We start from the raw sequence: 25,074 nt of genomic DNA on the forward strand, positions 1-25,074 counted from the left end.
AGCTCACTCCAAATTATTTTTCAGTGTCTTCTTCAGAAATTACATCAGCATCATCTTTTACTTCTGTTTCTGATTCAGCTGTTGTATCGAATGCTTCTGGATCAGCATTGTATGTTTTTAAATCATTATCTTCAGTTTCATCAGTGTTTTCGTTTTCCGCTATTTCTTCTGATTCCTCTGATGGATAAACACCTGCAGCTCTAGCGTCTGTTTCTGATTTAATATCAATTTTCCAACCAGTTAATTTAGCAGCTAAGCGCGCATTTTGGCCACGTTTGCCAATCGCTAATGATAACTGATAATCTGGCACAACTACAACAGTTGATTGATTTGCTTCATCAACAATAACTTGTAAAACTTGAGATGGACTTAACGCATTTTTCACGAATACTTTTGGATCTTCGTTCCATTGAACGATATCAATTTTTTCGCCACCGAGTTCTTCTACAACCGCTTCAACACGAGAACCTTTAGCACCTACACACGCACCCACAGCATCTATATCTGGGTTGTCAGAATGTACGCTGATTTTAGAACGATCGCCAGCCTCACGGGCAACAGATTTAACAATTACTGTGCCATCAAAAATTTCCGGGACTTCTTGTTCAAATAAGCGTTTTAATAATCCTGGATGACTGCGTGAAACATAAATTTGCGGCCCTTTTGTTGTTTGTTCTACTTTATTTACATATACTCTGATTCTTTCGTTAGGGATGTAACTATCATTAGGGCTTCTTTCAGCTTCAGACAATACTGCCTCTGTACGTCCTAAATTTACATAAACATAACGATGGTCAACTCTATCTATTAACCCATTAACAATATCGTCTTCTTTATCGATAAATTCATCGTATAATATTTCGCGCTCAGCGTCACGTAAACGTTGCATTACAGCTTGTTTAGCAGCTTGTGCACCTACGCGACCAAAATCATTAGGCGTTACATCTTCTTCATAAACATCGCCCACTTCATAAGCTGGATTTTTAACTAAAGCTGTGCTTAAGTCAATTTCTTCTCTATTATCCATCACTTCTTCTACAACTTGTTTACGCGCGATAACATGGAAAGTACCTTCATCCATGTTTAATTCTACACGAACGCTTCTTGCACTATCGTAATTTTTTTTATAAGCAGTAATTAGTGCTGCTTCAATTGCATCAATTAAAACTTCTCTTGGAATCTTTTTTTCTTTTTCTAAATATTCTGTAGCTAATAATAATTCATTACTTGACACGGCTTATCATCCTCCTCATCACATTAAAGCATTACAGCATGACGTGCTTTAGCGATTTTATTTCTTGGAATTTCAACTTGCTTTGTTTTTGACTTTTCTTTAACTTCCATAGTAATCGTTTCACTTGTTACCTCTTTTAAAATACCTAACCACTCTTTCCCACCTTCAATTGGCGCATATAAAGAAACAAAAACGGGTTTTGAAACGGCATTTTGGAAATCTTTTTCTTTTTTTATAGGTCTTTCGGCACCTGGAGAAGCCACATCTAAGTAATACATTTCCTGAATAGGATCTTCTGCATCCATCATTTCACTGATTTTTTCAGATGCTAAGGCGCAATCATTTAAATCGACGCCACCTTCTTTATCAATAGATACTCTCAAGAAGCGATCCTTACCTTCTTTTGTGTATTCGACTTCTACTAATTCAAAATTTAAGTCGTCAAGGACGGGTTGAATGATTGATTCAACTTGCTCAGTTACTTTACTCATACTGACCTCCTTTTTTGGCAAATAGAAAAGAGCGGGTATAACGCCCACTCTTCCTGCCTGAGTCTAATTTTTTAAGCAACATTATTATACCATATGTTTATTTTCTATACAAACAACTATATCTTTTCACATATGGGATGATAGCTAAACATCACACGGCTTTCCTTTAAACTTGCATTTAATACTTAAATACCATTTATTACTTGCACTTTTACATATCAAATATAGATAATTGTGCTTTATCTGGTAAGTTTGGTAATGAACCTAGTTCATCTAAATATTCAATAACTTTTTGTGATAAACCAGCTTTTTTATTCAAATCTTCCTTAGATAAAAATGGACCTTCTTCACGTGCTTCAACAATTCTTTTCGCAACGTTTTCACCTAATCCAGGCACAGATATAAATGGTGGGATCAAACTATCATCTTCAATTATAAAATCAAACGCTTTACTTTTTTCTAAGCTGATTGGCTGCATACGGTAACCACGTTGAGCCATTTCATTCATGATTTCTAGTACAGTTAAAGTATCTTTTTCTTTTTTAGCTAAATCCATATAACGTGAATACATATCATTTACAGTGTTTCTGATGCCGTCTTTATCTTTAATCATTGATAATAAATCAAAATCAGATGCACGAACTGTAAAATAGCTAGCATAATAATAAAGTGGATAGTGCACTTTGAAATAAGCGATACGTACTGCCATTAGTACGTAAGCTGCAGCATGGGCTTTAGGGAACATGTATTTAATTTTTCTACATGAATCTAAATACCAATCTGGCACTTCATTGTCTACCATTGCTTCTACCATATCATCGGTAAGGCCTCTACCTTTACGAACAAACTCCATAGTCTTAAATGCTAATGAAGGCTCCAAGCCATTATACATTAAATAAACCATAATATCGTCACGACAACAAATTACACTCGATAAGTCACAAGTACCTGAACGAATTAAATCTTGCGCATTACCTAGCCACACATCTGTACCATGTGACAAACCAGAAATCCTAACTAATTCTGAAAAAGTCGTCGGTTTCGTATCTTCCAACATTTGTCGCACAAACCCTGTACCAAACTCAGGCACGCCAAAAGTGCCTGTTTTACATAAAATTTGTTCTGAGGTCACGCCTAATGGTTCTGGAGAACTAAAGATACCCATTGTTTCTTTATCATCAACAGGGATTGTTTTAGGATCGATACCAGATAAATCTTGTAACATACGAATCATCGTTGGGTCATCGTGACCTAAAATATCAAGTTTTAGGACATTATCATGTATTGAGTGGAAGTCAAAATGTGTTGTCATCCACGCAGATGATTGATCATCTGCTGGAAATTGAACGGGTGTAAAGTCGTAAATATCCATATAGTCTGGAACAACGATAATGCCCCCTGGATGCTGTCCAGTCGTACGTTTGACACCAGTACACCCTTTAACTAATCTATCTACTTCGGCTCCTCTTTTATGAATACCTTGGTCGTTTAAAAAGCCTTTTACAAAACCAAATGCTGTTTTTTCTGCCACTGTGCCTATCGTACCAGCACGGAAAACTTTATCTTCACCAAACAATACTTTTGTATAGTTATGCGCTTCAGGTTGATATTCACCACTAAAGTTTAAGTCAATATCAGGTACTTTATCACCTTTGAAGCCTAAGAATGTTTCGAATGGGATGTCTTGTCCTTCTTTAATTAAATCACAACCACATGTTCCACACTTTTTATCTGGTAAATCAAAACCAGAACCGACCGAACCGTCATTGAAAAATTCACTTTGTTTACACTGTGGGCAAATATAGTGAGGCGGTAGTGGGTTAACTTCAGTAATTTCAGTCATCGTCGCTACAAAGCTTGAACCGACTGAACCACGGGAACCTACTAAATAACCATCGTCTAATGATTTTTTCACAAGTCTTTGTGATATTAAATAAATCACAGAGAAGCCATTCCCGATAATACTTTCTAATTCTTTTTCTAATCGGTCGATGACAATTTGAGGCAAGTCTTCACCGTATAAAGCTCTGGCGTTTGAATAACTCATCTCTCGAATTTCATCGTTGGCACCTTCCATACGTGGTGTATACAATTCATCTTTGATTGGCACAACACGTTCGATGCGGTCAGCTAATTCATTTGTATTTTTAATGACTAATTCATATGCTTTTTCTTCACCTAAGAAATGTAATTCATCTAACATTTCATCTGTGGTTCTAAAATGCGCCTCAGGTAATGTACTACGATTTAAAGGGTTACCAGGCTGGGATGCGATTAAAATTTTACGTGCAATAGCATCATGCTCATTTAAATAATGTGCATTACCCGTAGCAATCACCGGAATATTATTTGCGTCACCAGCTTGGATTAAACGGTCATATATTTCATGCAATGTTTTATTATCTCTAACCAGTTCTCTATCTATTAAGTCTTGGTACAATGCTGGTGGCTGAACTTCAATAAAATCATAATATTTAGCTATTCTCTCAACTTGTGACTGATCTTTTTGCATAACTGCGGTGAAAACTTCTCCTTCATCACATGCTGAGCCAACAAGAATACCTTCACGATACTCATCTAAAAGTGAACGTGGAATTCTTGGCGTTCTATAATAATATTTAACGAGCGATGCACTCACTATTTTAAATAAATTCTTGAGTCCCTGTTGGTTTTGAACGATAAGTGTTACATGGTTAGGGCGAGCTCGTTTATATGCATCTTCATTAGATAAAGAGGTGTTGATATCTTGATGATTAGAAACTTCTGCTTCTTCTAATTGTTTTAGCATTTTAATAAAAATGTAAGCTGTAGCTTCTGTATCATAAATCGCTCTATGGTGTTGTGTTAATTCTACACCATATTTTTTAGCTAAGAAGTTTAGGCCATGTTTACCATACTCTGTATTGATCGTTCTTGATAATTCCAACGTATCAATCACACCGTTAGTTGAGGCGCCTAGATCAGCTTTTTCATAACCTGTGTCGATAAAGCCCATATCGAATGAAGCATTATGGGCTACAAAGATGGCATCTCCAACCCATTCTTTAAATTCTGTGAGTACTGTTTCAATTTCAGGAGCATCTACTAACATATCATCAGAAATATGCGTTAAATTTTTAATTGTTTCAGATAATCGTTCATGTGGATTACTGAAACGTTCAAATTTATCAATGATTTCTCCCTCTTTCACTTTAACGGCTGCAAGTTCAATAATTTTATCGTATTGGTTAGATAAACCTGTTGTCTCAACGTCAAACACAACATATGTTGCAGTTTTTAAGTCTATATCCTGTGGCTTATAAGCGATAGGTACACCATCATCTACCAACATACCTTCCATGCCATAAATCATTTTAATACCATTTTTTTCTGCAGCAGCATGCGCATCTGGAAATGCTTGTACAACATTATGATCAGTAACTGCTATAGCTTTATGACCCCATTTTGCAGCTTGATCTACATATGCACTTATATTAGGTATGCCGTCCATCTGGCTCATCGAAGAATGTAAATGGAATTCAACGCGTTTTTCTTCAGCTTTATCTTGTTTAACTGCTTTCTTGATTTCTTCAATATCAGACATCATCATTACTAAGTCACGCACAAAAGAATCTTCTTCTATTCGACCTTGAGCGCGAACCCATTTACCTACACTTAAAGCTTTAAAATGCGCTAAATCGTCTTTGTTTTTTCTAGTAAACATTTTTAGCACTAAAGAATCTGTATAGTCTGTAACTTTCAACTCTACAATATGGCGTCCACTTTTTAGTTCTTTTAAGTTGATATCAAAGATAACACCTTCTACTGCAACTTTAAATTCTTCTTCTATGATGGATTCAATAGGTTTTACATTTTCTATTTGAATTGGTTTTCCAATTTGACATTTAGCGACAGTGCTTTCGTTATTATCTTGTTGTTTTGCTTTTTCAGCTTTCATTTTTTCTAATTTCTCTGTAGCTTCACGTGCACTTTGCTCATCTTCTTGTTGAATATGAGCTTCGAGTGATGCTAAATCGTCACCGTTAGATGCATTATCTGTTTCAAATAATATTCTACTAATAGCAAATCCACATTGTTGAAAGGCTTTAATCAAACTGCCATTACAAGCTTTGTCAAAGTGATCACGTTCTATATCATTTTGACACATAACTTTGATGACATCTCCTGACATAATCAAACGTTTTTGTTTAAGTTGCCCTTTTACTTTTGGTGATAATTTAGTTTGATCAATACAGTGGCTAAAGTATTTCATTGCATATTCATCTTGATTCGCCTTATTCGTTATCGTGAAATTGCAATCTACTTTAGCTATTGTTTTAAATTCTTCAGTGATTGCATGTTTGAATAATAGATAATCTTCTATAGATAAAAAGTATGGAAATGTTATCTGAAATACCCAAGTTCGGTCGGTCGTTTTAACATCTACACGTGTTAATTCACTTTGTTCTAAAATTTCTGGGTCCAAATGGTCTGCAATTTTTATTTGGTCAGCTAGGATTTTAAATTTTTCCTGATTTGTCATTGACAAGACGATAACCACCTTACTAATAATTACACTACGTTTCCTGTTTTTAATATTCACTTTAAATATCAGCAAATATCGGCGTATGTATTTTTTACATTCTCTATAATATAACGGAAAAGATTGGATTTCTAATACTTAAACTTAAACTATATACCATTATAATAAATAATAACAAATGGGAGCGAGATTGAAATCAAAATTTCTAAATTGATTTCGTATTCCCGCCCCCCTGATTCGTTAGCCGTGTTCACAAATTTTTTGGCCAAAATTAACTTTAAATCAGTCAGTAATCACGTCATATTTTCATATATTTTTAATACATGAACGCCACGCCAGATATACTGGATGAATCATTGTTAGTTGTTTATTTATATGTCTATTTAGTGTAGTAACTTTTCCAATAAACATCATATATCTTTGTATTATAAATTCTTATATAATTCATTGACATAATGACTTAAATTATCTATTTGGACATCTTCACTTTCACCTGAATCCCGACGCTTAACTTCAACGACACCTTCAGCTGCGTTTTTACCGACAACTACTCGAATTGGTAAACCAATTAAATCTGCATCATTAAACTTAACACCTGCACGTTCTTTTCGGTCATCATAAAGCACATCATAATTCTCTTTTAATTGTGCGTACAATTGATCGCCTAATTCACGTTGCTCCTCTTTTTTAGGGTTGATTGTAATCAAATGTAAATCAAAAGGTGTCACAGATTTTGGCCAGATTATTCCATTGTCATCGTTATTTTGCTCTACAATAGCACTTAGCGTTCTAGAAATACCTACGCCATAACACCCCATTAATAATGGTTTGGCCTTGCCTTGGTTATCTAAAAATGTAGCGTTCATTGCTTCGGAATATTTAGTGCCAAGTTTAAATACTTGCCCAACTTCTATGCCTTCTGCAAAGTTAGCAACACCAGATCCGTCTGCTAGCTGTTCACCTTCTAAAATAAACCTAAAATCACCATAAGCATCTATTTCAAAATCGCGACCAACATTAGCGTTTAATAAATGGTAACCATCCTCATTTGCACCTACAACCATGTTATTTAAATCTTTTATAAAATGATCTGCATAGATTTTGATATCCTTGTCAAAAACTGGTCCAAGTGAACCTGGTGAAGCACCTAATAGATTTTTTATTTCATCTTCAGTAGCTAATTGAATATGATCTGTTTCAAAATATGCTTTTAATTTAACGTCATTAATTTCATGATGACCACGAACGAGTATCATAATAAATTCACCATCAACATTAAATACCATAGACTTGATAATCTCATCCAATGGTTTGTTTAAAAATGTGGCTAATTCTTGCGCAGTATGAACTTGAGGCGTTTCTATTTTTGTTAATTCAGCAATTTCAACATGTTTCTCATTTGGATGATAAATGACTTCTGCTTTTTCAATATTAGCAGCATAGTCACTATTTTCGCTGTATACGATTGTATCTTCACCAATTTCACTTAATGCCATAAACTCATGCGTATGGCTGCCACCAATTGCTCCAGAATCAGCAACCACCGGACGAGCGTTGATACCAACACGTTTAAATATACGCGCGTAAGCATTGTACATATCTTGATATGTTTCATCTAACGATGTCTCATCTGCATGAAATGAATAAGCGTCTTTCATGATAAATTCACGACCACGAAGTAAACCAAAACGTGGACGTTTTTCATCTCTATATTTAGATTGTATTTGGAATAATGTAAGTGGTAATTGTTTATATGATTTAAGTTCATCTCTTACAACAGAAGTCACAAGCTCTTCATGTGTTGGTCCAAGCGCGAATTCACGGCCATGACGATCTTGCAAACGCATTAATTCTGGGCCATATGCATCCCAACGACCTGATTCTTCCCATAGCTCTGCTTTTTGTAATGCTGGCATTAAAATTTCAACAGCATCGATGCGTTCCATTTCTTCTCTTACAATCGTTTCAATATGATTTAAAACCTTTGTAGCAAGTGGTAAATAACTATAAATTCCACTTGTGCTTTGTTTAATCAAACCTGCTTTTAACAGAAGTCGATGACTTAAAGCTTCAGCAGCAGCTGGTACTTCTTTCATCGTTGGTATAAATACTTTAGATTGTTTCATTTAAATGCTCTCCTTTTATAAGAAATAACGTTGAATATCATTCCATGTAACTAATACCATAACAATTAATACAAATACTGCACCTATAGCAATAATCGTAGTTTCAGCTTTTTTGTTAAGTGGTTTTCTGAAAATAGCTTCATAAATAACAAATAAGATACGACCGCCATCCAGTGCTGGAATTGGTAATAAGTTCATTAAACCTAAATTCACACTTAGTAATGCAGTCCAAGAAATTAAATTAATAATACCAGTCTTAACTACAGAGTCGACAGTGTGATAAATTCCAACTGGTCCATTGAGCATGTCGAAAGAGAATTGACCCGTAAAAATACTCGCAATCATACTTAAAATCGCAGTAAATATCAATTTTCCTGCTTCTAACGAACGCTCTACGCCCGACACAATCGGTTTAAATAACGTGTGTTCAGTTGTTGCAGTATAACCTAATAAATATTTGGTTTCTGAATGTGTTTTGGTAAGTTTTTGTTCTACCTTTTTAGGTTTCACTTGTAATGTTTCTGTTTTACCATCACGTTCTACTTTTATTTGCGTATTGTTGTTTTTTATCTGTGATACTGCATTATCAATATCAGATTTACTATCGATAGAATGATGATCGATTTTTACAATCTTGTCTCCCGATTGCAAACCTGCTTGAGCTGCTGGCGCATCTTTGGCTACTTCGTCAACTATATTCGTTGGCGTTCCTTGGTAATAAGCCAAGCCAATAAATAATACTAATGTAAGCAAGAAATTAAACAACGGACCCGCAAATAACGTCAAGAATTTTTGATAAGGTTTTTTGTGTGTAAATTGACGATTTCTTGGCGCAATTTGAATTAAGCTACCATTTTCTACAAAATAAGCTTTATTCGCTATATGGTAACGATGTCTTTCTTGATCATATGCCGTTACACCTTCAATAAATAAATCTTCTTTAAAATCACATTGTTTTACTTCAATTGCTTCGATTTGTTGAAATTTATGTTGGTCGTCTAGAATGATATGTGTAATCTCATCTTTATCATTTAGCTTTATTTTAACATGCATGCCCGGTTGAACGGGGGGTTCTTCCAATCCATCTCCTGCCATTCGTACGTAACCCCCAACAGGCAGCAAACGGATGGTATATAGCGTTTCATTTTTCCTGAAACTAAAAATTTTAGGCCCCATCCCAATTGCAAATTCTGGGCACATGATGCCAGCTCTTTTAGCAAAAAACATATGACCGTATTCATGAACTGTTACAAGAATACCGAAGACGATTATAAAAGAAATGATTGTCACTAGAAAACTCAAATTGATACACCTCATATTTTCCGAAAAATTGTTCCATTATTTGTAATTTATTATAATCTATAGAGCGATATATTACTTTTGATTATAAAATTATAACATAACAGTACTAACTGATACACATAACTTGAAACAGTATTAAGAAAATAATACTGCTTTTGTGACATAAATACTTTATATTATCTTTGTTTGTGAAAAGGAGTTAAAAAATCAAATCACTGATAATATAATCAGTATTTAATTTATTAACTCCTTGATTTTACGATTATACAATTTTAAAAGCACATCTTTTCTTGTAAAATCACTTAAATTAAGAAAATGTTTAAAAGTGGTAACACAAACATAAAACTATCGAAACGATCTAATATACCACCATGACCGGGTAAAATTCGGCCAGAATCTTTCACGCCAAAATGGCGTTTAAAACCTGATTCTACTAAATCGCCTAACTGGCCAAACATGCTCAATACAACAGTACATAATAATAATAACCAAACCGTAATACCAAAATCCACAAAAATCATCATAATAAGTGGAACAATTAAACTACAAATAATGCCTCCTATAAAACCTTCAATGGTTTTATTAGGACTGATTACAGGCCATAATTTATGTTTGCCCATTAATCTACCGAAAATATAAGCACCAGTATCTGTAGACCAAACGATTAAGAAAGCTAATAGTATGTAATGTAATCCTTCAGATCTCGTTTCATAAAGATACATAAAGCCTATACCTACATAAGCGATAGACATAAGACAAAATGCGGCATCCATAAAGCTAAATCTATTCTTAGAAAGCACTGTATAACTTAATAAAATAAAACTCATTGCTATTAAAGATTTTAATTGAAAATCATTTACCCATGCTCCAGCTTCGTGTGGCAACATAATAATTAAAATACCTAATGCACTTATAATTCCTGGAATGGACAAAAACTTAATCATATTCATATTCAGCAATTCTTTAAGGCCAATAAACGCTAACAAATATGAAAACAACATTAAAATAAGGCCACCCTTTAACAATACAGGAAGAAAAACAATAAGTGCTATGATTGCTGTTAAAGTTCTAACTTTCATACTATTCTCCTAACCATTTATAATCCGCCAAAGCGTCTTTGCCGAGATTGATAAATTTTAATACAGTTTATTAATTCTTCTTTATCAAAATCTGGCCAAAATTTTTCATTGAAAATAAATTCACTGTAAGATACTTGCCAGATAAGAAAGTTACTAATTCGTTGTTCTCCTGAAGTTCTTATTAAAAGGTCTGGATCAGGATAACTATGTGTCATCAAATACTCGTTAATCATCTGTTCGGTTATTTGATCACTGGATGACCCCTCTGAAGATAATTTCTCATAAATTGATTTTACACTGTGAACAATTTCAGCACGTCCACCGTAATTAATTGCAAAAATTAATTTTAAACCAGTATTGGTTTTAGTCTTTTCTTTCGCTTTATCTATGGCCTCAAGCGTTGCTTTTGGCAATTCTTTTAAAAAACCAATTGTTTCAACTTTGACATTGTTTTCGATTAATTCTGGTAAAAACGTTTTTAAAAAGTTAACCGGTAAGTTCATGATATAATTGACTTCATTCTTAGGTCTCGTCCAATTTTCTGTTGAAAACGCGTAAAGTGTTAAGTACTTAATACCTAAATCACTAGCTTCTTTAGTTATTTTTTTAATTGTTTGCATACCTTGGTAATGGCCTTTGATTCTAGGCAATTTCCTTTGTTTAGCCCATCGACCATTACCGTCCATAATGATAGCAACATGGTTAGGTACATTATGTAAATCTATTTCACTATTAGATTCTATAGGCTGGTTTTTTTTCTTCTTGTTTAACTTTTTAAACATGGTATTTCCTCCGAGCGTTATCATCTCTGCTTATTATTAATAGGTTTTAAATGCAATTATCTACCATTTTATCATACTAGATAAGCGCAATGAATAAACAAATAAAAAAACTGTACCAAAGTCTGATTTGATACAGTTCAGATAAATTTATAATATGCTTCTTTTCAAATCTCAAGTATTAAAAAGTTTATGCCTACTGTTGATTTGAAGTCATATCATCATTACCATGTTTATACTGACATAATATCTTGTTCTTTTTCTTCTAATAATTTATCAATGTCTTTTATAGAATCGTCAGTTATTTTTTGAACTTCATTAGTTTGAGTTCTTAAGTCATCTTCAGTGATGTCACCGTTTTTTTCTTGCTTTTTAAGCTCATCATTTGAATCACGGCGCACATTCCTAACTGCAACTTTAGAATCTTCACCAATTTTTTTAACTTCTTTTACAAGTTCTTTACGGCGTTCTTCTGTTAAGGCAGGTATACTTATACGAATAATTTCGCCATCGTTGGATGGGTTGACGCCTAAGTTTGCTGCATTAATTGCTTTTTCAATATTACCAACAGATGATTTGTCATATGGAGAAATGACTAAAAGACGTGCTTCTGGCACACTAATACTAGCAAGTTGTTGAACTGGCGTAGGTGCACCATAATAATCTACTGTAACGCCATTTAGCAAGTTTGAATTTGCTCTACCCGCACTGATATTTGCTAGTTCTCTAGATAAACTGTCAATCGATTTTTTCATTTTTGTTTTCGTGTCATTAATTATGTCACTCATTTTCATACACCTCTAAATTATTTTGTAATTAATGTTCCTATTTTTTCACCCATAACAGCACGTTTAATATTACCTTCTTCTGTTATAGAAAATACATTTAATGGAATATTGTTATCCATACAGAACGAAGATGCTGTCGAGTCCATGACTTGTAAACCTTCTTGAAGCATTTGAATATGCGTTAAGTGTTCATATTTTACTGCGTTTTCGTCTACTTTAGGGTCTGCAGAATAAACGCCATCAACATTATTTTTACCCATTAAGATAACATCTGCTTCCACTTCAGCAGCACGTAAAGCAGCAGTAGTGTCAGTAGAGAAATATGGATTTCCTATTCCAGCTGCAAAAATGACAACCCGTTTTTTCTCTAGGTGTCTGATTGCGCGTCGACGAATGTATGGTTCTGCAACTTGTTTCATTTCGATGGATGTTAAAACACGTGTATCACAATCTAATTGCTCTAGGCTATCTTGTAGCGCTAAAGCATTCATAACAGTAGCCAACATGCCCATATAATCTGCAGTACCACGGTCCATACCGAGGTCACTACCCGTTTTACCTCTCCAAATATTACCTCCACCAACAATAACTGCAATCTCACAATCCATTTTTGCAACTTCAGCTACTTGTTGAGCAACACTTTTAATAATAATCGGGTTAATTCCAAATCCATCATCGCCTGCGAGCGCTTCACCACTTAATTTTAAAACGACACGTTTATATTTAGAAGTTTGAGCCATTGTCTTATCCTCTCTATTGTAAAAATATGTATTTGATACAAGTAAAGAAGACACAGTAGGCCTTCCAATATAAAAGTAAATCTTTCATACGGCGCACAAAAGGTGTCTTCTTTCTTGTTCAAACTATGAAAAATTATTTCATTTGTCCTTTTACTTCGTCAGCAAAGTTTTCTTCACGTTTTTCCATACCTTCGCCTACTTCATAACGTACGAAGTCAACTAGTTTTCCACCTTTTGATTTCAAGAAAGCTTCAACTGTTTGGTCAGGATCTTTAACAAAGTTTTGGTCAACTGCACAAATTTCTTGTAAATATTTACGTAAACGGCCTTCAACCATTTTTTCAACAATTTTTTCTGGTTTACCTTCGTTTAATGCTTGTTGTTTTAAAACTTCTTTTTCATGAGCGATTTCATCTTCGTTAACTTGTTCTGATGAAACGTATTTAGGATTGATTGCAGCAATATGCATTGCAACATCTTTAGCAGCATCGCCATCCGTTGTACCTTCAACAACTGTTAACACACCGATACGGCCACCCATGTGTAAATAAGAACCAAATGCATCATTGTCAGATTTTGTTCTCACAGCAAAACGACGGATACTTAATTTTTCACCGATTGTAGAGATTGCTTCTTTCATACGTTGGTCAACACTTTTACCGTCAGCTAATTCTGTTTCCAATAAAGCATCTACAGTTTCAACTTTAGTATCTAAAATTTGGATAGCAATTTCTTTGACTAACTCTTGGAAACCTTCGTTACGTGCTACGAAGTCAGTTTCAGAATTAATTTCTACAATTGCTGCTTCATTACCTCTTTCTTCAACGTGTACTAAACCTTCTGCCGCAATACGGTCAGCTTTTTTAGCTGCTTTTGCAATACCTTTTTCCCGTAGGAAATCAATTGCTTTATCGATGTCACCGTCAGTTTCTGTTAACGCTTTTTTACAGTCCATCATGCCAGCGCCAGTTTTTTCACGTAATTCTTTTACAAGTTTAGCTGAAATTGCCATTTCGTATTCCTCCATTATTTAATAAATTTTATTATATTTATTTTAAAAAAAGGTGATAAGCTTAAATATCTTATCACCCATTTTACATTATTCTTAGTTTGATTCAACAGAAGTGTTTTCTTCAGTTGTTTCTGCTTCAGTAGCTTCTTCTTTTGATTCATTCAAATCAATATTTTGTTCTGCAGCTACTTCTTCATTTGATACACCTTGTTGACCTTCTAAGATTGCATCTGCCATTTTACCAGTTAATAATTTAACGGCACGGATAGCATCATCGTTTGCAGGGATAACATAATCGATTTCATCTGGATCACAGTTAGTATCCACAATACCAACGATTGGGATGTGTAATTTACGTGCTTCAGCAATTGCGTTGCGCTCTTTACGAGGGTCAACTACAAATAATGCTTGAGGCATAGATTTCATATCACGAATTCCGCCTAAGAATTTAATTAAACGGTCATATTCTTTTCTAAGTTCTACAACTTCTTTTTTAGGTAATACTTCGAATAAGCCATCTTCTTCCATTTTTTCAATTTCAGAAATACGATTAATACGTTTTGAAATTGTTTTATAGTTAGTTAAAATTCCACCTAACCATCTTTGGTTAACGTAGAATTGACCTGCACGTTCTGCTTCAGCTTTAACTGATTCTTGTGCTTGTTTTTTCGTACCAACGAATAAAACTTTTCCGCCATCTTCTGAAATTTGTTTCATGAAGTTGTACGCTTCTTCAACTTTTTTCACTGTTTTTTGTAAGTCGATAATATAGATACCATTTCTTTCAGTGAAAATGTATCTTTTCATTTTTGGGTTCCAACGGCGTGTTTGGTGACCGAAGTGAACGCCTGCTTCTAGTAATTGTTTCATTGAAATTACTGCCATAATTAAAATCCTCCTACTGGTTTTTTACCTCCACAAAAAGCTCATATAAACACGATAATTTAATATCGCACCCTTTATACTTCTGCTTTTCGTGTGCGTATTGGCTTTATAGCCGTGAATAAATATATCATACCTATACGTATAAAGCAATAGTTCAGTTTACAATTTCTCATTAATAAGTGGCTGAGCGGTTAGTTTATGTCTCAGCCACTTATTATGTTATGAATGAATGTCAAATAGGCCTGATATGATGCTTACTCAACTCTTTGGGGGTAATTTTTAAAGACGTCCTTTCTCGAAAAACTGACCCAAAAATGTCTCTTATACATAAACTTGGTTCATATCGCCTTTCAAGGAGCAAATTCAACATAAGCTTTATCCCGAGCGCTCGCTTTGTGATGAATTATTTAATTCTTTCTAATTCATCTAAGAATTTTTCTTTTTTAACTTTAATGAATGTTCCTTTCATGCCTAATGAACGGGATTCAATAACGCCTGCACTTTCTAATTTACGCAAAGCATTTACAATAACAGAACGTGTAATCCCTACTCTGTCTGCTACTTTTGAAGCAATCAATAAACCTTCTTTACCGCCTAATTCTTCAAAAATGTGTTCAATTGCTTCGCTTTCTGAATAGGATAGTGAATTAATCGCCATATTTATTGCTGCTTTATCTCGCGCTTCTTGCTCAACTTCATTGTGTTTTTCACGTAATATTTCCATACCGATAACTGTAGCAGCGTATTCACCTAACACTAAGTCATTTTCAGAAAAATCATCTTGTACACGCCCAAGCACTAATGTCCCCAATCTTTCTCCACCACCTAATATTGGAAAGATTGTTGATTTACTATCTTTAAACACGTCTTTATTTTCAGGTGGGAATACTGATAAATCACTTTCTATGCCAATGTTAGATTGCGTTTCTTTTACATCCATCAATTTATCTGTATATTCAACAGGTATATGTCGGTTTTCTAACATTTGAATAATACGTTCATTTTTTAGAAGTTCATTTAAACTTGATCCTAAAATTTTCCCTTTTCTTGATACGATAAAAACATTCGTTACCGTTACGCTACTTATCGTTTGTGCTACGTCTTTAAAATCTACAGCAATACCTTTATGTTTTTGCAAAAGTGTATTTAATTCTCTAGTTTTCGATAATAAGCTCATATTCCTACTCCTTTTTATTTATATTATAAAATAAACGCACTTAAATCTTTGTTCGTTGAAATTGATTTCAACTTATCATCAACGTATTGAGGCGTGATATCAACTACTGCATGTGGCATACTTGGTGCTTCAAATGATAAATCTTCTAACATTTTTTCAAGTATTGTATGCAACCTACGTGCACCAATATTATCAGTATCTTGGTTAACTTGGAATGCAATTTCTGCTAAACGTTTAATTGCATCTTCTGTGAAATTAACCGTAACCTGTTCAGTTTGGAGCAATGCTTCATACTGTTTAACCAGTGATAGTTTAGGCTCTGTAAGGATTCTTACAAAGTCTTCTACAGAAAGACTTTCTAATTCAACACGAATTGGGAAACGGCCCTGTAATTCTGGAATTAAATCACTTGGTTTTGAGACATGGAAAGCCCCTGCACCAATGAATAGCATATGTTCAGTATTAACAGTACCATATTTAGTTTGGACCATGCTACCTTCAAGTATAGGTAAAATGTCTCTCTGTACACCTTGACGCGAAACATCTTGGCCTGAACTTTGATTATTAGTTGCGACTTTATCTATTTCGTCAATAAAGATAATTCCCATTTGTTCAGCTAATTCGATTGCTTCTTGGTTAGCAGTTTCTTGGTCGATAAGTTCATCCGCATATTCATCTGTCAATATATTACGTGCTGTTTTAACTGGAACTTCTCTTTCAACTTTTTTCTTAGGCATTAATTGGTTCATCATATCTTGCATTTGTTGATTTTGATTTGTTCCTAGCATACCTAAAGCGCCAGGGTCTTGTTCAACTTTTAATCTAACTTTCTCTTCTTCAAGCTCGCCATTTAATAATTGTTGTTTAATCTCAGAACGTTTTGTCTTGATTTCTTCAGTTGGAGTTTCTTCTTCTTCTTCATTATTTTGACCGAAATTGGGTATTGCTCCGCCAAAAAGAGATTCTAATGGATTACTACCATTGCTATTATTAGCCTTTTTCTTCATACTGGGAACTAAAAGTTTTACTAATTTTTCATTTGCTTTGGTTCTTGCCTCGTCTTTAACTAAAGCTTTTTTCTGATCTTTAACTAATCTGATAGCGATGTCAACTAAATCTCGAACCATGCTTTCCACATCACGGCCGACGTATCCTACTTCTGTAAACTTCGTGGCTTCAACTTTAATAAAAGGTGCGCCAACAACTTTAGCCATTCGTCTCGCAATCTCTGTTTTACCTACACCCGTTGGACCAATCATCAATATATTTTTAGGTGCAATTTCTTGTTTTGCTTCGTCTGACAATAAGCTTCGTCTATATCGATTTCTTAATGCTACTGCCACTTTGCGTTTTGCATCATCTTGACCGACAATGTATTCGTTAAGTTTTGAAACGATATCTTTTGGCGTTAATTTAATACCATTCGACTCCATAAGAAAAAAATACCTCCGTAACTATGAATTTCTCATTTTAAATTCCGTTATTTATTATACAATAATATTGTTGTTTACGCTCTTTTCTGCTTTATCACTTTTTACTTCAAAAATATTTTATTTAAAGTTCTTCCACGACAATTTGGTCATTAGTAAATACACATATGTCTGACGCAACTTTTAAACTTTCATAAGCCATTTCGCGTGCACTTAAATCAGTCGCGTGACGTTTTAATGCTCTACCAGCACTCAATGCGTAGTTACCGCCTGAACCAATTGCAATTAAATCATCATCTGGCGCAATAACTTCTCCAGTTCCACTAACAACAAGTATGGATTCTTTATCCATAACAATAAGCATCGCTTCTAGTTGTCTTAATTGCTTGTCGCCTCTCCATTCTTGTGCTAATTCAACTGCAGCTCTTTCTAAATTGCCGCTAAATTGTTGTAATTTTGTTTCGAATTTTTCAAATAATGTAAACGCGTCTGCAACACTACCTGCAAAGCCGGCTAATACTTTATCATTATATAAACGTCGCACTTTTCTAGCAGTTTGTTTCATAATTACTTGTTCTCCAAGTGTAACTTGACCATCACCAGCCATTGCTGAATGACCGTTATGTTGGACTGCAAAGATGGTCGTAGCATGAATAGATGTACTCATATACTAATTCTCCTTTTTTGCACGAGGATGTGCATTTAAATATACTTTTTTCAACTGTTCATTAGTAACATGTGTATAACGACCTGTAGTCGATAAATTAACATGGCCTAATAATGATTGCACGGTACGTAAATCCGCGCCTTGATTGAGCATATGTGTTGCAAATGTGTGTCTTAATTTATGTGGATGTATATCAGTCACGCCTGCTGTCCGTTTCACTACATCGTTCAACACATAACGAACGCCACGCTCAGTAATTGGCGCACCGTTCATATTGACTAGCAAATAATCGTGCTCATTCCCTTTTTTCGGGCTAAATGATTCTAAATAATGTTCAATACTTTGCTTACAGAACTCTCCAAATGGGATAAAACGTTCTTTGCCACCTTTACCTAAAACCTTAACACCTGGCAAGTTCATATCCAAATCTTGTTCTTTTATATTAACTAACTCTGAAACTCTAATGCCAGTTGCATATAAAAGTTCCAAAATCACACGATCTCTCAAACCTTTTTTTAGGTCTTTTTCTACTGTATGAAATAATGCTTCCATTTCTTCTTCATAGAAAAAATGTGGTAAATATTGTTCTTTCTTAGGATGTACTAATTGTATAAATGGATTTATGACGTTTTCGTCTTGAACCATCCAGTATTCGTAAAAACTTCTCAGCGTAGAAATTTTACGAGAAACTGATGTTCTTTTCAAGTTTTTTGAATATAAATAACTCAAGTAGTTTCTGGCATCTTTATATTCAAATGTTTTTAAGCTTAAATATTCTTGGTTTAAAAAGTCATTAAATTGCTCTAAATCATCATAGTATGATTTCAAAGTATGCTCTGAAAATTGACGTTCTACTTTAAGCATGTATAGATATGCTTGCTGGATTTCTTCCAATAAAAACCCCTCCATCAACATAAATTGTAGCATATCGATAGAGGGAACTGCGAAACATAACTATTAAATTGAGAAAAACTTTCTTAATTTTCTGAAACAACATAGATTAGTTATAAATTCTACAATGTTTGTTTATAATTATCTAAATATGTTAATGCTCTGTGAGCAAGTTGTTCATAACGGGCTTTTTTATCTTTAATTTTTTCGTCTAAAGATGGTAATAAACCAAAATTAGCATTCATTGGCTGGAAGTTTTTTTCGTTTTTCGCATGTGAAATATAATAAGCCATGCTGCCTAGCATCGTTTCTCTAGGAAAAATAACTTTCCCTTTATTTTCGATTTTATGAGCGACATTGATACCAGCGATTAAACCACTTGCAGCACTTTCTACGTAGCCTTCTACGCCAATCATTTGACCAGCGAAATGAAGTTTTTCTCTTCCTTTTAATTCATAAGTTTCAGTTAAAACGTCTGGAGAATTGATAAAAGTATTTCTATGCATGACACCATATCTAACAATTTCAACATTTTCTAAGCCTGGGATTAGTTTGAGCACTTCTTTTTGAGCACCCCACTTCAAATGCGTTTGGAAACCTACTAAGTTATACAATGTTCCTGCTGCATCATCTTGTCGTAACTGCACAATTGCATACGGAAGTTCTCCAGTTCTAGGATTTTCCAACCCTACTGGTTTCATAGGTCCGAATAACAATGTTTTGCGCCCACGTGCTGCCATAACTTCAAAAGGCACACACCCTTCAAAATATTTTTCTTTTTCGAACTCATTTACTGGCGCTACTTCAGCTTCTAGCAATGCATCGTAGAATCGATTAAATTCATCTTCAGTCATTGGACAATTCAAATAAGCAGCTTCACCTTTATCATAACGAGATTTTAAATAAACTTTATCCATATCAATACTATCTTTTTCAACTATAGGCGCTGCTGCGTCATAAAAGTATAATTGGTCTTTACCAGTAACTTCTACAATTTCAGTCGCTAGTTGGTTAGTTGTTAATGGTCCAGTTGCAATAATAGTATAACCCTCTGGTATACTGTTTATTTCTTCATTGATTACAGTTATGTTAGGATGCTTTTTTAATGTGTCAGTAATGTAACCAGCAAAATCGTGTCGATCAACAGCTAACGCGCCACCGGCTGGAACACGTGCTTTATCAGCTGCAGTAATGATGAGTGAACCCATGCGCCTCATTTCTTCTTTCAATACACCAACAGCATTAGTCAATGCGTTACCACGTAATGAATTAGAGCAGACTAGTTCGGCAAATTTATCTGTATGATGTGCTGGCGTTTGCTTCACCGGTCTCATTTCAATTAAATTCACCTTTATACCTCTTTGAGCTAATTGGTATGCCGCTTCTGAACCAGCTAGACCAGCCCCTATAACATTGACAATTTGAGACATTTATTTTCCCCCTATACACAAAAATAGCAACTACGATTTTTTATTATAATATTAATAACATACATCTACGTTATAAAATATGAATCGTAAGTTGCTAATAACTATTAAAAAATGAAATTGTTACACTTTTCTAATAATCAATTTATATATAATTGTTATTTTTGCTCTTCTTCTTTGTAATCACAATTTGAGCAAATAACCTGACTTTTACGCCCTTGTTTTTTTTCAACTAAGTAATGCTTACATTTTGGACAGTCACGGCCGATTGGTTTATCCCAAGTTACAAAGTCACATTCTGGATATTTAGAGCATCCGTAAAAAATACGATTCTTTTTAGATTTTCGTTCAACAACGTCGCCTTCTTTACATTTTGGGCATGTTACTCCGATTGTTTTAACGATAGCTTTTGTATTTCTACAATCAGGGAAATTGGAACATGCCATAAATTTTCCATATCGACCCATTTTTATAACCATAGGTGCACCACAAACTTCACAATCTTCACCGGCAGGTTCATCTTTAATTTCAATTTTTTCCATTTCTTCTTCTGCACGCTCTACATCTTGCTTAAAGCTGCTATAAAAATCAGAAATAACTTTCTTCCAAGCAATTTCTCCTTCGGCCACTTTATCTAATAGCGTTTCCATATTAACTGTAAAGTCTACATCGATAATTTCAGGGAAATATTCTTTAACTTGCTCATGTACAATTTCACCTAACTCAGTTGGTACAAAGCGTTTGCTTTCATTCTTAACATAATTTCTTTTTTGAATTGTATCAATAGTTGGTGCATAAGTAGATGGGCGACCGATTTTCATTTCTTCTAACGTTTTTACGAGTCTTGCTTCCGTATAACGTGGCGGGGGTTGAGTAAAATGTTGTGAAGGTTCAATTTGAGTTGCAGTTACCATTTCACCTTCATCGATATGAGGTAATTTATTTTCTTTACCTTCATCACTGTCATCTTTTGTCTCAACGTATAAAGTCATAAATCCTTTGAATTTAATTGTTTGGCCATTTGCACGGAATTTTAAATCGTTCTGTGTTAAATCTAATGCTACTGTGTCTAAAATAGCTGGAGCCATTTGACTTGCAACGAATCGCTCCCAAATAAGTTTATATAGTCTATGTTGATCTCTAGTCAAGTAACTTTTCATTTCATTAGGTGTACGTAAAGTACTTGATGGTCTAATAGCTTCGTGAGCATCTTGATCTCCTTGACCTTTGGCCTTGCGATTCGAAGTATAATTATCACCATAAGTTTCTTTAATATAATCCTTTGCTTCATTCTTAGCTTGATCAGAAATTCTTGTAGAATCCGTACGCATATATGTGATTAAACCAACCGTACCTTGTTTCTTCAAGTCAATACCTTCATACAGTTGTTGTGCAAGCATCATTGTTTTACGCGCTTTAAAGTTTAATTTTCTCGCCGCTTCTTGTTGCAGCGTCGAGGTCGTAAAAGGATTAGCAGGATAACGCGTCTTTTCTTTTTTAGTTACTTTCGTTACTTCAAATTGATCTCCATCTAACTGGGACGTTATTGTTTCAACATCGTTTTTGTTTGTTAATTTGTATGGTTTATTTTTGTAATGAAGGAATTTAGCATTGAATTTTGATTTTTTGTATCTAAATTCGCCCTCAATTTTCCAATATTCTTCTGGTTTGAAATTTCTAATTTCATTTTCTCTATCTATCACTAATCTCAAAGCGACTGATTGTACGCGACCAGCAGAAAGACCTTTTTTTACTTTTTTCCATAAAACAGGAGAAATATTATATCCAACTAAACGGTCTAATATTCTTCTTGCTTGTTGAGCATCAACAAGTTCCATCTCAATGCCTCTTGGATGTTTAAAACTTTCTTTCACAGCATCCTTTGTTATTTCATTAAATACTACTCTATTTTCAGTTGAATCTTCTAAGTCTAATATGTTTGCCAAATGCCAAGCAATTGCCTCACCTTCACGGTCAGGGTCACTTGCTAAGAATATTTTTTTAGCTTTCTTAGCATGTTTTTTTAATTCTTTAACAACAGGACCTTTGCCGCGTATAGTAATATATTTGGGTTCATAGTCATTTTCTACATCTACGCCCATTTGGCTTCTCGGCAAATCTCTTACATGCCCCATAGATGCGATAACTTTATATTTTTTACCTAAATATTTTTCAATGGTTTTAGCTTTTGCAGGCGATTCAACTATGACTAAATTTTCTGCCAAAGTAGTTACCCCCTTGCATTTCTAATTACAAAGATAAATGATAAACGGTCTATTTTGTTTTTGTCAATGTTTTTAATTTTAAATTTATTTAATCACAGGAATAATTAGGTTTAAAATTAAGAAAAGTCATCGTTTATTCACATGTTATCACTGGCTGTAAATTTGAGCTTTAACGCATGCAAATAACCACAGAGAATTAATGATAATCTTCTATGATATCTTTTGCAGATATTACGATTTTGGCGCCTTCTTGCGCACTAATTAAATTACCCATTGTCATTTTATTAAATATTGACCCTGGTAAAACATACACTTCTCTATTTTGATCTAATGCACAATTTGTTGTTATAGATGTTCCACTATTGATTGTCGATTCTGTAATTAAAACACCTTTTGATAGACCACTAATAATTCTATTTCTTTCTGGAAAGTGATGTTTGAGTGGTTTTTGATATGGTAAGTATTCGCTAACGACTAATCCTTTTTGCTCCAGTTGCTTTCTGATAACGTATGTTGTCTTAGGATAATGGTTTAAGTGTCCAAATCCTAAAACTGCTATTGCAGGCATATGGTGCGCTAAAGCGTGTTGATGTGCTAATTTATCTGCGCCTTCTGCCAAGCCAGAAACAATTGTTAAATTTCTCTTTTTAAATGAAGGAAAAAGAATCCTTAAGGCCTCGTTTGTATAACTTGTAGCTTGCCTAGAACCAACAACCGCAAGACTTTGTGCATTTTGTGCCAATGATAGGTTTCCTTTATAAAAAAGTATAAGTGGAGGCTCAAATATTTCACGGAGTAAATTTGGATACGCAGTGTTTTTGATTCCGATGAATTTTACTTCCCACCTATCTAATTGTAATAAAATAGATTCGATATCATGCTTAATAAAATTATCATATATATTCATTTTTTTCGTTGATTTAATTTTAGTTAAATACAATTTCAACTTATACTGCTGTTCTCTCTTATTATAAGAGCCAAAATCACATTCATAATTAAATAATTGATGTATTTGTCTCGTTGTCATTCCTGCAAAGCGTAACTTTAAGTATAGATGATTAATGTCCATTTATCGCTCTCCTTTATAACCTTATTATAAAGTAAAACGGCATAAAAACGGGTTACAAATTAGATTCATTTAAACAAGAAATGTAATCTATTTTTAAGAAGTAATTTTATAATTAATCAAAACCATAACCCAAATGCCCAAATCAATCAATAAAATAGACCTATCCAAAATTAATTTCAGCTACAACGCATGCTGAATTATTTTTGGATAGGCCTATGTATTTTTCACACGTAAAAATAGGGTGAACAACCCCACTTGAAATAGCACAAACTCCAACATATGTTGGAATTTGTGCTGGTTTTAATTTGGTGCATTCATTATTACTGTTTGACAGTAAGTAACTGTTCATATATGCCTACTTCTTTAGCAGCTTCGATTAATGTTGTGCCAATTTCAGATGGTGTATCTGCAGTTTTCACGCCACAACTATTAAGCGTTTTGATTTTCTCTTCTGCAGTTCCTTTACCGCCTGAGACAATAGCACCTGCGTGGCCCATACGTTTTCCTGGAGGTGCAGTTTGACCACCTACGAAACCTACAACTGGTTTGTCCATATTATCTTTAATCCATTCAGCAGCTTCTTCTTCTGCTGTGCCACCAATTTCACCAATCATTACAACTGCTTTTGTTTCATCGTCTTCATTAAATTGCTTTAATACATCAATAAAATTCGTACCATTGACCGGGTCTCCGCCAATACCCACTGCTGTTGTTTGACCAATGCCTTCTTCTGTCAATTGGTGTACTGCTTCATAAGTCAATGTACCTGAGCGTGAAACTACGCCCACATGACCTTTTTTATGAATATAACCTGGCATGATACCAATTTTACATTCATCAGCAGTAATAACACCTGGACAGTTCGGCCCAATAACACGTGTTTTCTTACCTTCTGAATAACGTTTTACCTTAACCATATCAATTACTGGAATATGTTCAGTAATACAAATCGCTAAGTCTAATTCAGCTTCTATACATTCTAAAATAGCATCTGCTGCAAATGGCGCAGGTACATAGATTACCGAAACCGTTGCACCAGTTTCTTGTTTAGCTTCTTCAACTGTATTAAAAACAGGCACGCCTTCTACTACCTGTCCGCCTTTACCTGGAGTTACCCCTGCAACAATTTGTGTACCATATTCAAGCATTTGTTTTGTATGGAAAAGTGCAGTAGATCCTGTGATACCTTGTACAATTACTTTTGTATTTTTGTCTATCATTACGCTCATC

Annotated in this window: 19 protein-coding genes; all 19 read right to left on the reverse strand. The window is 34.3% G+C overall.

The annotated features are described in order from the left end of the window. Positions 1 to 13: 13 nt before the first annotated feature. The gene (nusA, locus tag IEU88_RS07460; protein WP_096810065.1) at positions 14 to 1,234 is read right to left on the reverse strand and encodes a transcription termination factor NusA; all 1,221 of its coding nucleotides are present in this window, start codon (positions 1,232 to 1,234) and stop codon (positions 14 to 16) included. A gap of 23 nt (positions 1,235 to 1,257) precedes the next feature. Then, positions 1,258 to 1,725, reverse strand: coding sequence for a ribosome maturation factor RimP (gene rimP, locus IEU88_RS07465; protein WP_096810067.1), 468 nt, complete (start codon positions 1,723 to 1,725; stop codon positions 1,258 to 1,260). Between the two features lie 211 nt (positions 1,726 to 1,936). After that, entirely contained in the window at positions 1,937 to 6,247 is a 4,311-nt protein-coding gene (locus IEU88_RS07470) for a PolC-type DNA polymerase III (RefSeq protein ID WP_103372851.1), read from the reverse strand. 425 nt (positions 6,248 to 6,672) lie between these two features. After that, positions 6,673 to 8,373, reverse strand: a complete 1,701-nt coding sequence (locus IEU88_RS07475) for a proline--tRNA ligase (protein ID WP_096810069.1) — start codon at positions 8,371 to 8,373, stop codon at positions 6,673 to 6,675. A gap of 15 nt (positions 8,374 to 8,388) precedes the next feature. Further along, positions 8,389 to 9,675, reverse strand: coding sequence for an RIP metalloprotease RseP (gene rseP / locus IEU88_RS07480; protein ID WP_103373307.1), 1,287 nt, complete (start codon positions 9,673 to 9,675; stop codon positions 8,389 to 8,391). A gap of 302 nt (positions 9,676 to 9,977) precedes the next feature. Next, positions 9,978 to 10,754: a phosphatidate cytidylyltransferase gene (locus IEU88_RS07485; RefSeq protein ID WP_096810073.1), complete on the reverse strand. Its 777-nt coding sequence runs from the start codon at positions 10,752 to 10,754 to the stop codon at positions 9,978 to 9,980. Positions 10,755 to 10,771: 17 nt separating this feature from the next. Next, positions 10,772 to 11,536, reverse strand: a complete 765-nt coding sequence (uppS, locus tag IEU88_RS07490) for an undecaprenyl pyrophosphate synthase (RefSeq protein ID WP_096810076.1) — start codon at positions 11,534 to 11,536, stop codon at positions 10,772 to 10,774. Positions 11,537 to 11,766: 230 nt separating this feature from the next. Next, the gene (gene frr / locus IEU88_RS07495) at positions 11,767 to 12,321 is read right to left on the reverse strand and encodes a ribosome recycling factor (protein WP_096810078.1); all 555 of its coding nucleotides are present in this window, start codon (positions 12,319 to 12,321) and stop codon (positions 11,767 to 11,769) included. Between the two features lie 17 nt (positions 12,322 to 12,338). Continuing rightward, a complete protein-coding gene (gene pyrH, locus IEU88_RS07500; RefSeq protein ID WP_096810080.1) occupies positions 12,339 to 13,061 on the reverse strand; it encodes a UMP kinase in 723 nt (240 codons plus the stop codon). Positions 13,062 to 13,194: 133 nt separating this feature from the next. After that, positions 13,195 to 14,073 (reverse strand): translation elongation factor Ts, encoded by an 879-nt coding sequence (tsf, locus tag IEU88_RS07505; protein ID WP_096810082.1) that lies wholly within the window; start codon positions 14,071 to 14,073, stop codon positions 13,195 to 13,197. Positions 14,074 to 14,166: 93 nt separating this feature from the next. Then, positions 14,167 to 14,958 carry a 30S ribosomal protein S2 gene (gene rpsB / locus IEU88_RS07510; RefSeq protein ID WP_096810084.1) on the reverse strand — a complete coding sequence of 264 codons (792 nt, stop codon included), beginning with the start codon at positions 14,956 to 14,958 and terminating at the stop codon, positions 14,167 to 14,169. 403 nt (positions 14,959 to 15,361) lie between these two features. Continuing rightward, positions 15,362 to 16,135, reverse strand: a complete 774-nt coding sequence (codY, locus tag IEU88_RS07515; protein ID WP_096810087.1) for a GTP-sensing pleiotropic transcriptional regulator CodY — start codon at positions 16,133 to 16,135, stop codon at positions 15,362 to 15,364. 23 nt (positions 16,136 to 16,158) lie between these two features. Continuing rightward, positions 16,159 to 17,568, reverse strand: coding sequence for an ATP-dependent protease ATPase subunit HslU (gene hslU / locus IEU88_RS07520; protein WP_096810089.1), 1,410 nt, complete (start codon positions 17,566 to 17,568; stop codon positions 16,159 to 16,161). 121 nt (positions 17,569 to 17,689) lie between these two features. After that, entirely contained in the window at positions 17,690 to 18,232 is a 543-nt protein-coding gene (hslV, locus tag IEU88_RS07525; RefSeq protein WP_096810090.1) for an ATP-dependent protease subunit HslV, read from the reverse strand. Between the two features lie 3 nt (positions 18,233 to 18,235). Beyond that, positions 18,236 to 19,126 carry a tyrosine recombinase XerC gene (xerC, locus tag IEU88_RS07530; protein ID WP_096810092.1) on the reverse strand — a complete coding sequence of 297 codons (891 nt, stop codon included), beginning with the start codon at positions 19,124 to 19,126 and terminating at the stop codon, positions 18,236 to 18,238. A gap of 119 nt (positions 19,127 to 19,245) precedes the next feature. Then, positions 19,246 to 20,553 (reverse strand): FADH(2)-oxidizing methylenetetrahydrofolate--tRNA-(uracil(54)-C(5))-methyltransferase TrmFO, encoded by a 1,308-nt coding sequence (trmFO, locus tag IEU88_RS07535; protein WP_103373308.1) that lies wholly within the window; start codon positions 20,551 to 20,553, stop codon positions 19,246 to 19,248. Between the two features lie 155 nt (positions 20,554 to 20,708). Further along, positions 20,709 to 22,775 carry a type I DNA topoisomerase gene (topA, locus tag IEU88_RS07540; RefSeq protein ID WP_096810096.1) on the reverse strand — a complete coding sequence of 689 codons (2,067 nt, stop codon included), beginning with the start codon at positions 22,773 to 22,775 and terminating at the stop codon, positions 20,709 to 20,711. Between the two features lie 196 nt (positions 22,776 to 22,971). Further along, on the reverse strand, positions 22,972 to 23,844 hold the full coding sequence (gene dprA, locus IEU88_RS07545) for a DNA-processing protein DprA (protein ID WP_103373309.1): 873 nt from the start codon (positions 23,842 to 23,844) through the stop codon (positions 22,972 to 22,974). A 320-nt stretch (positions 23,845 to 24,164) separates the two neighbouring features. Next, on the reverse strand, positions 24,165 to 25,073 hold the full coding sequence (gene sucD / locus IEU88_RS07550) for a succinate--CoA ligase subunit alpha (protein WP_096810099.1): 909 nt from the start codon (positions 25,071 to 25,073) through the stop codon (positions 24,165 to 24,167). Position 25,074 lies beyond the last annotated feature (1 nt).

It is taken from the genome of Staphylococcus nepalensis (assembly GCF_014635045.1).
GTDB lineage: Bacteria > Bacillota > Bacilli > Staphylococcales > Staphylococcaceae > Staphylococcus > Staphylococcus nepalensis.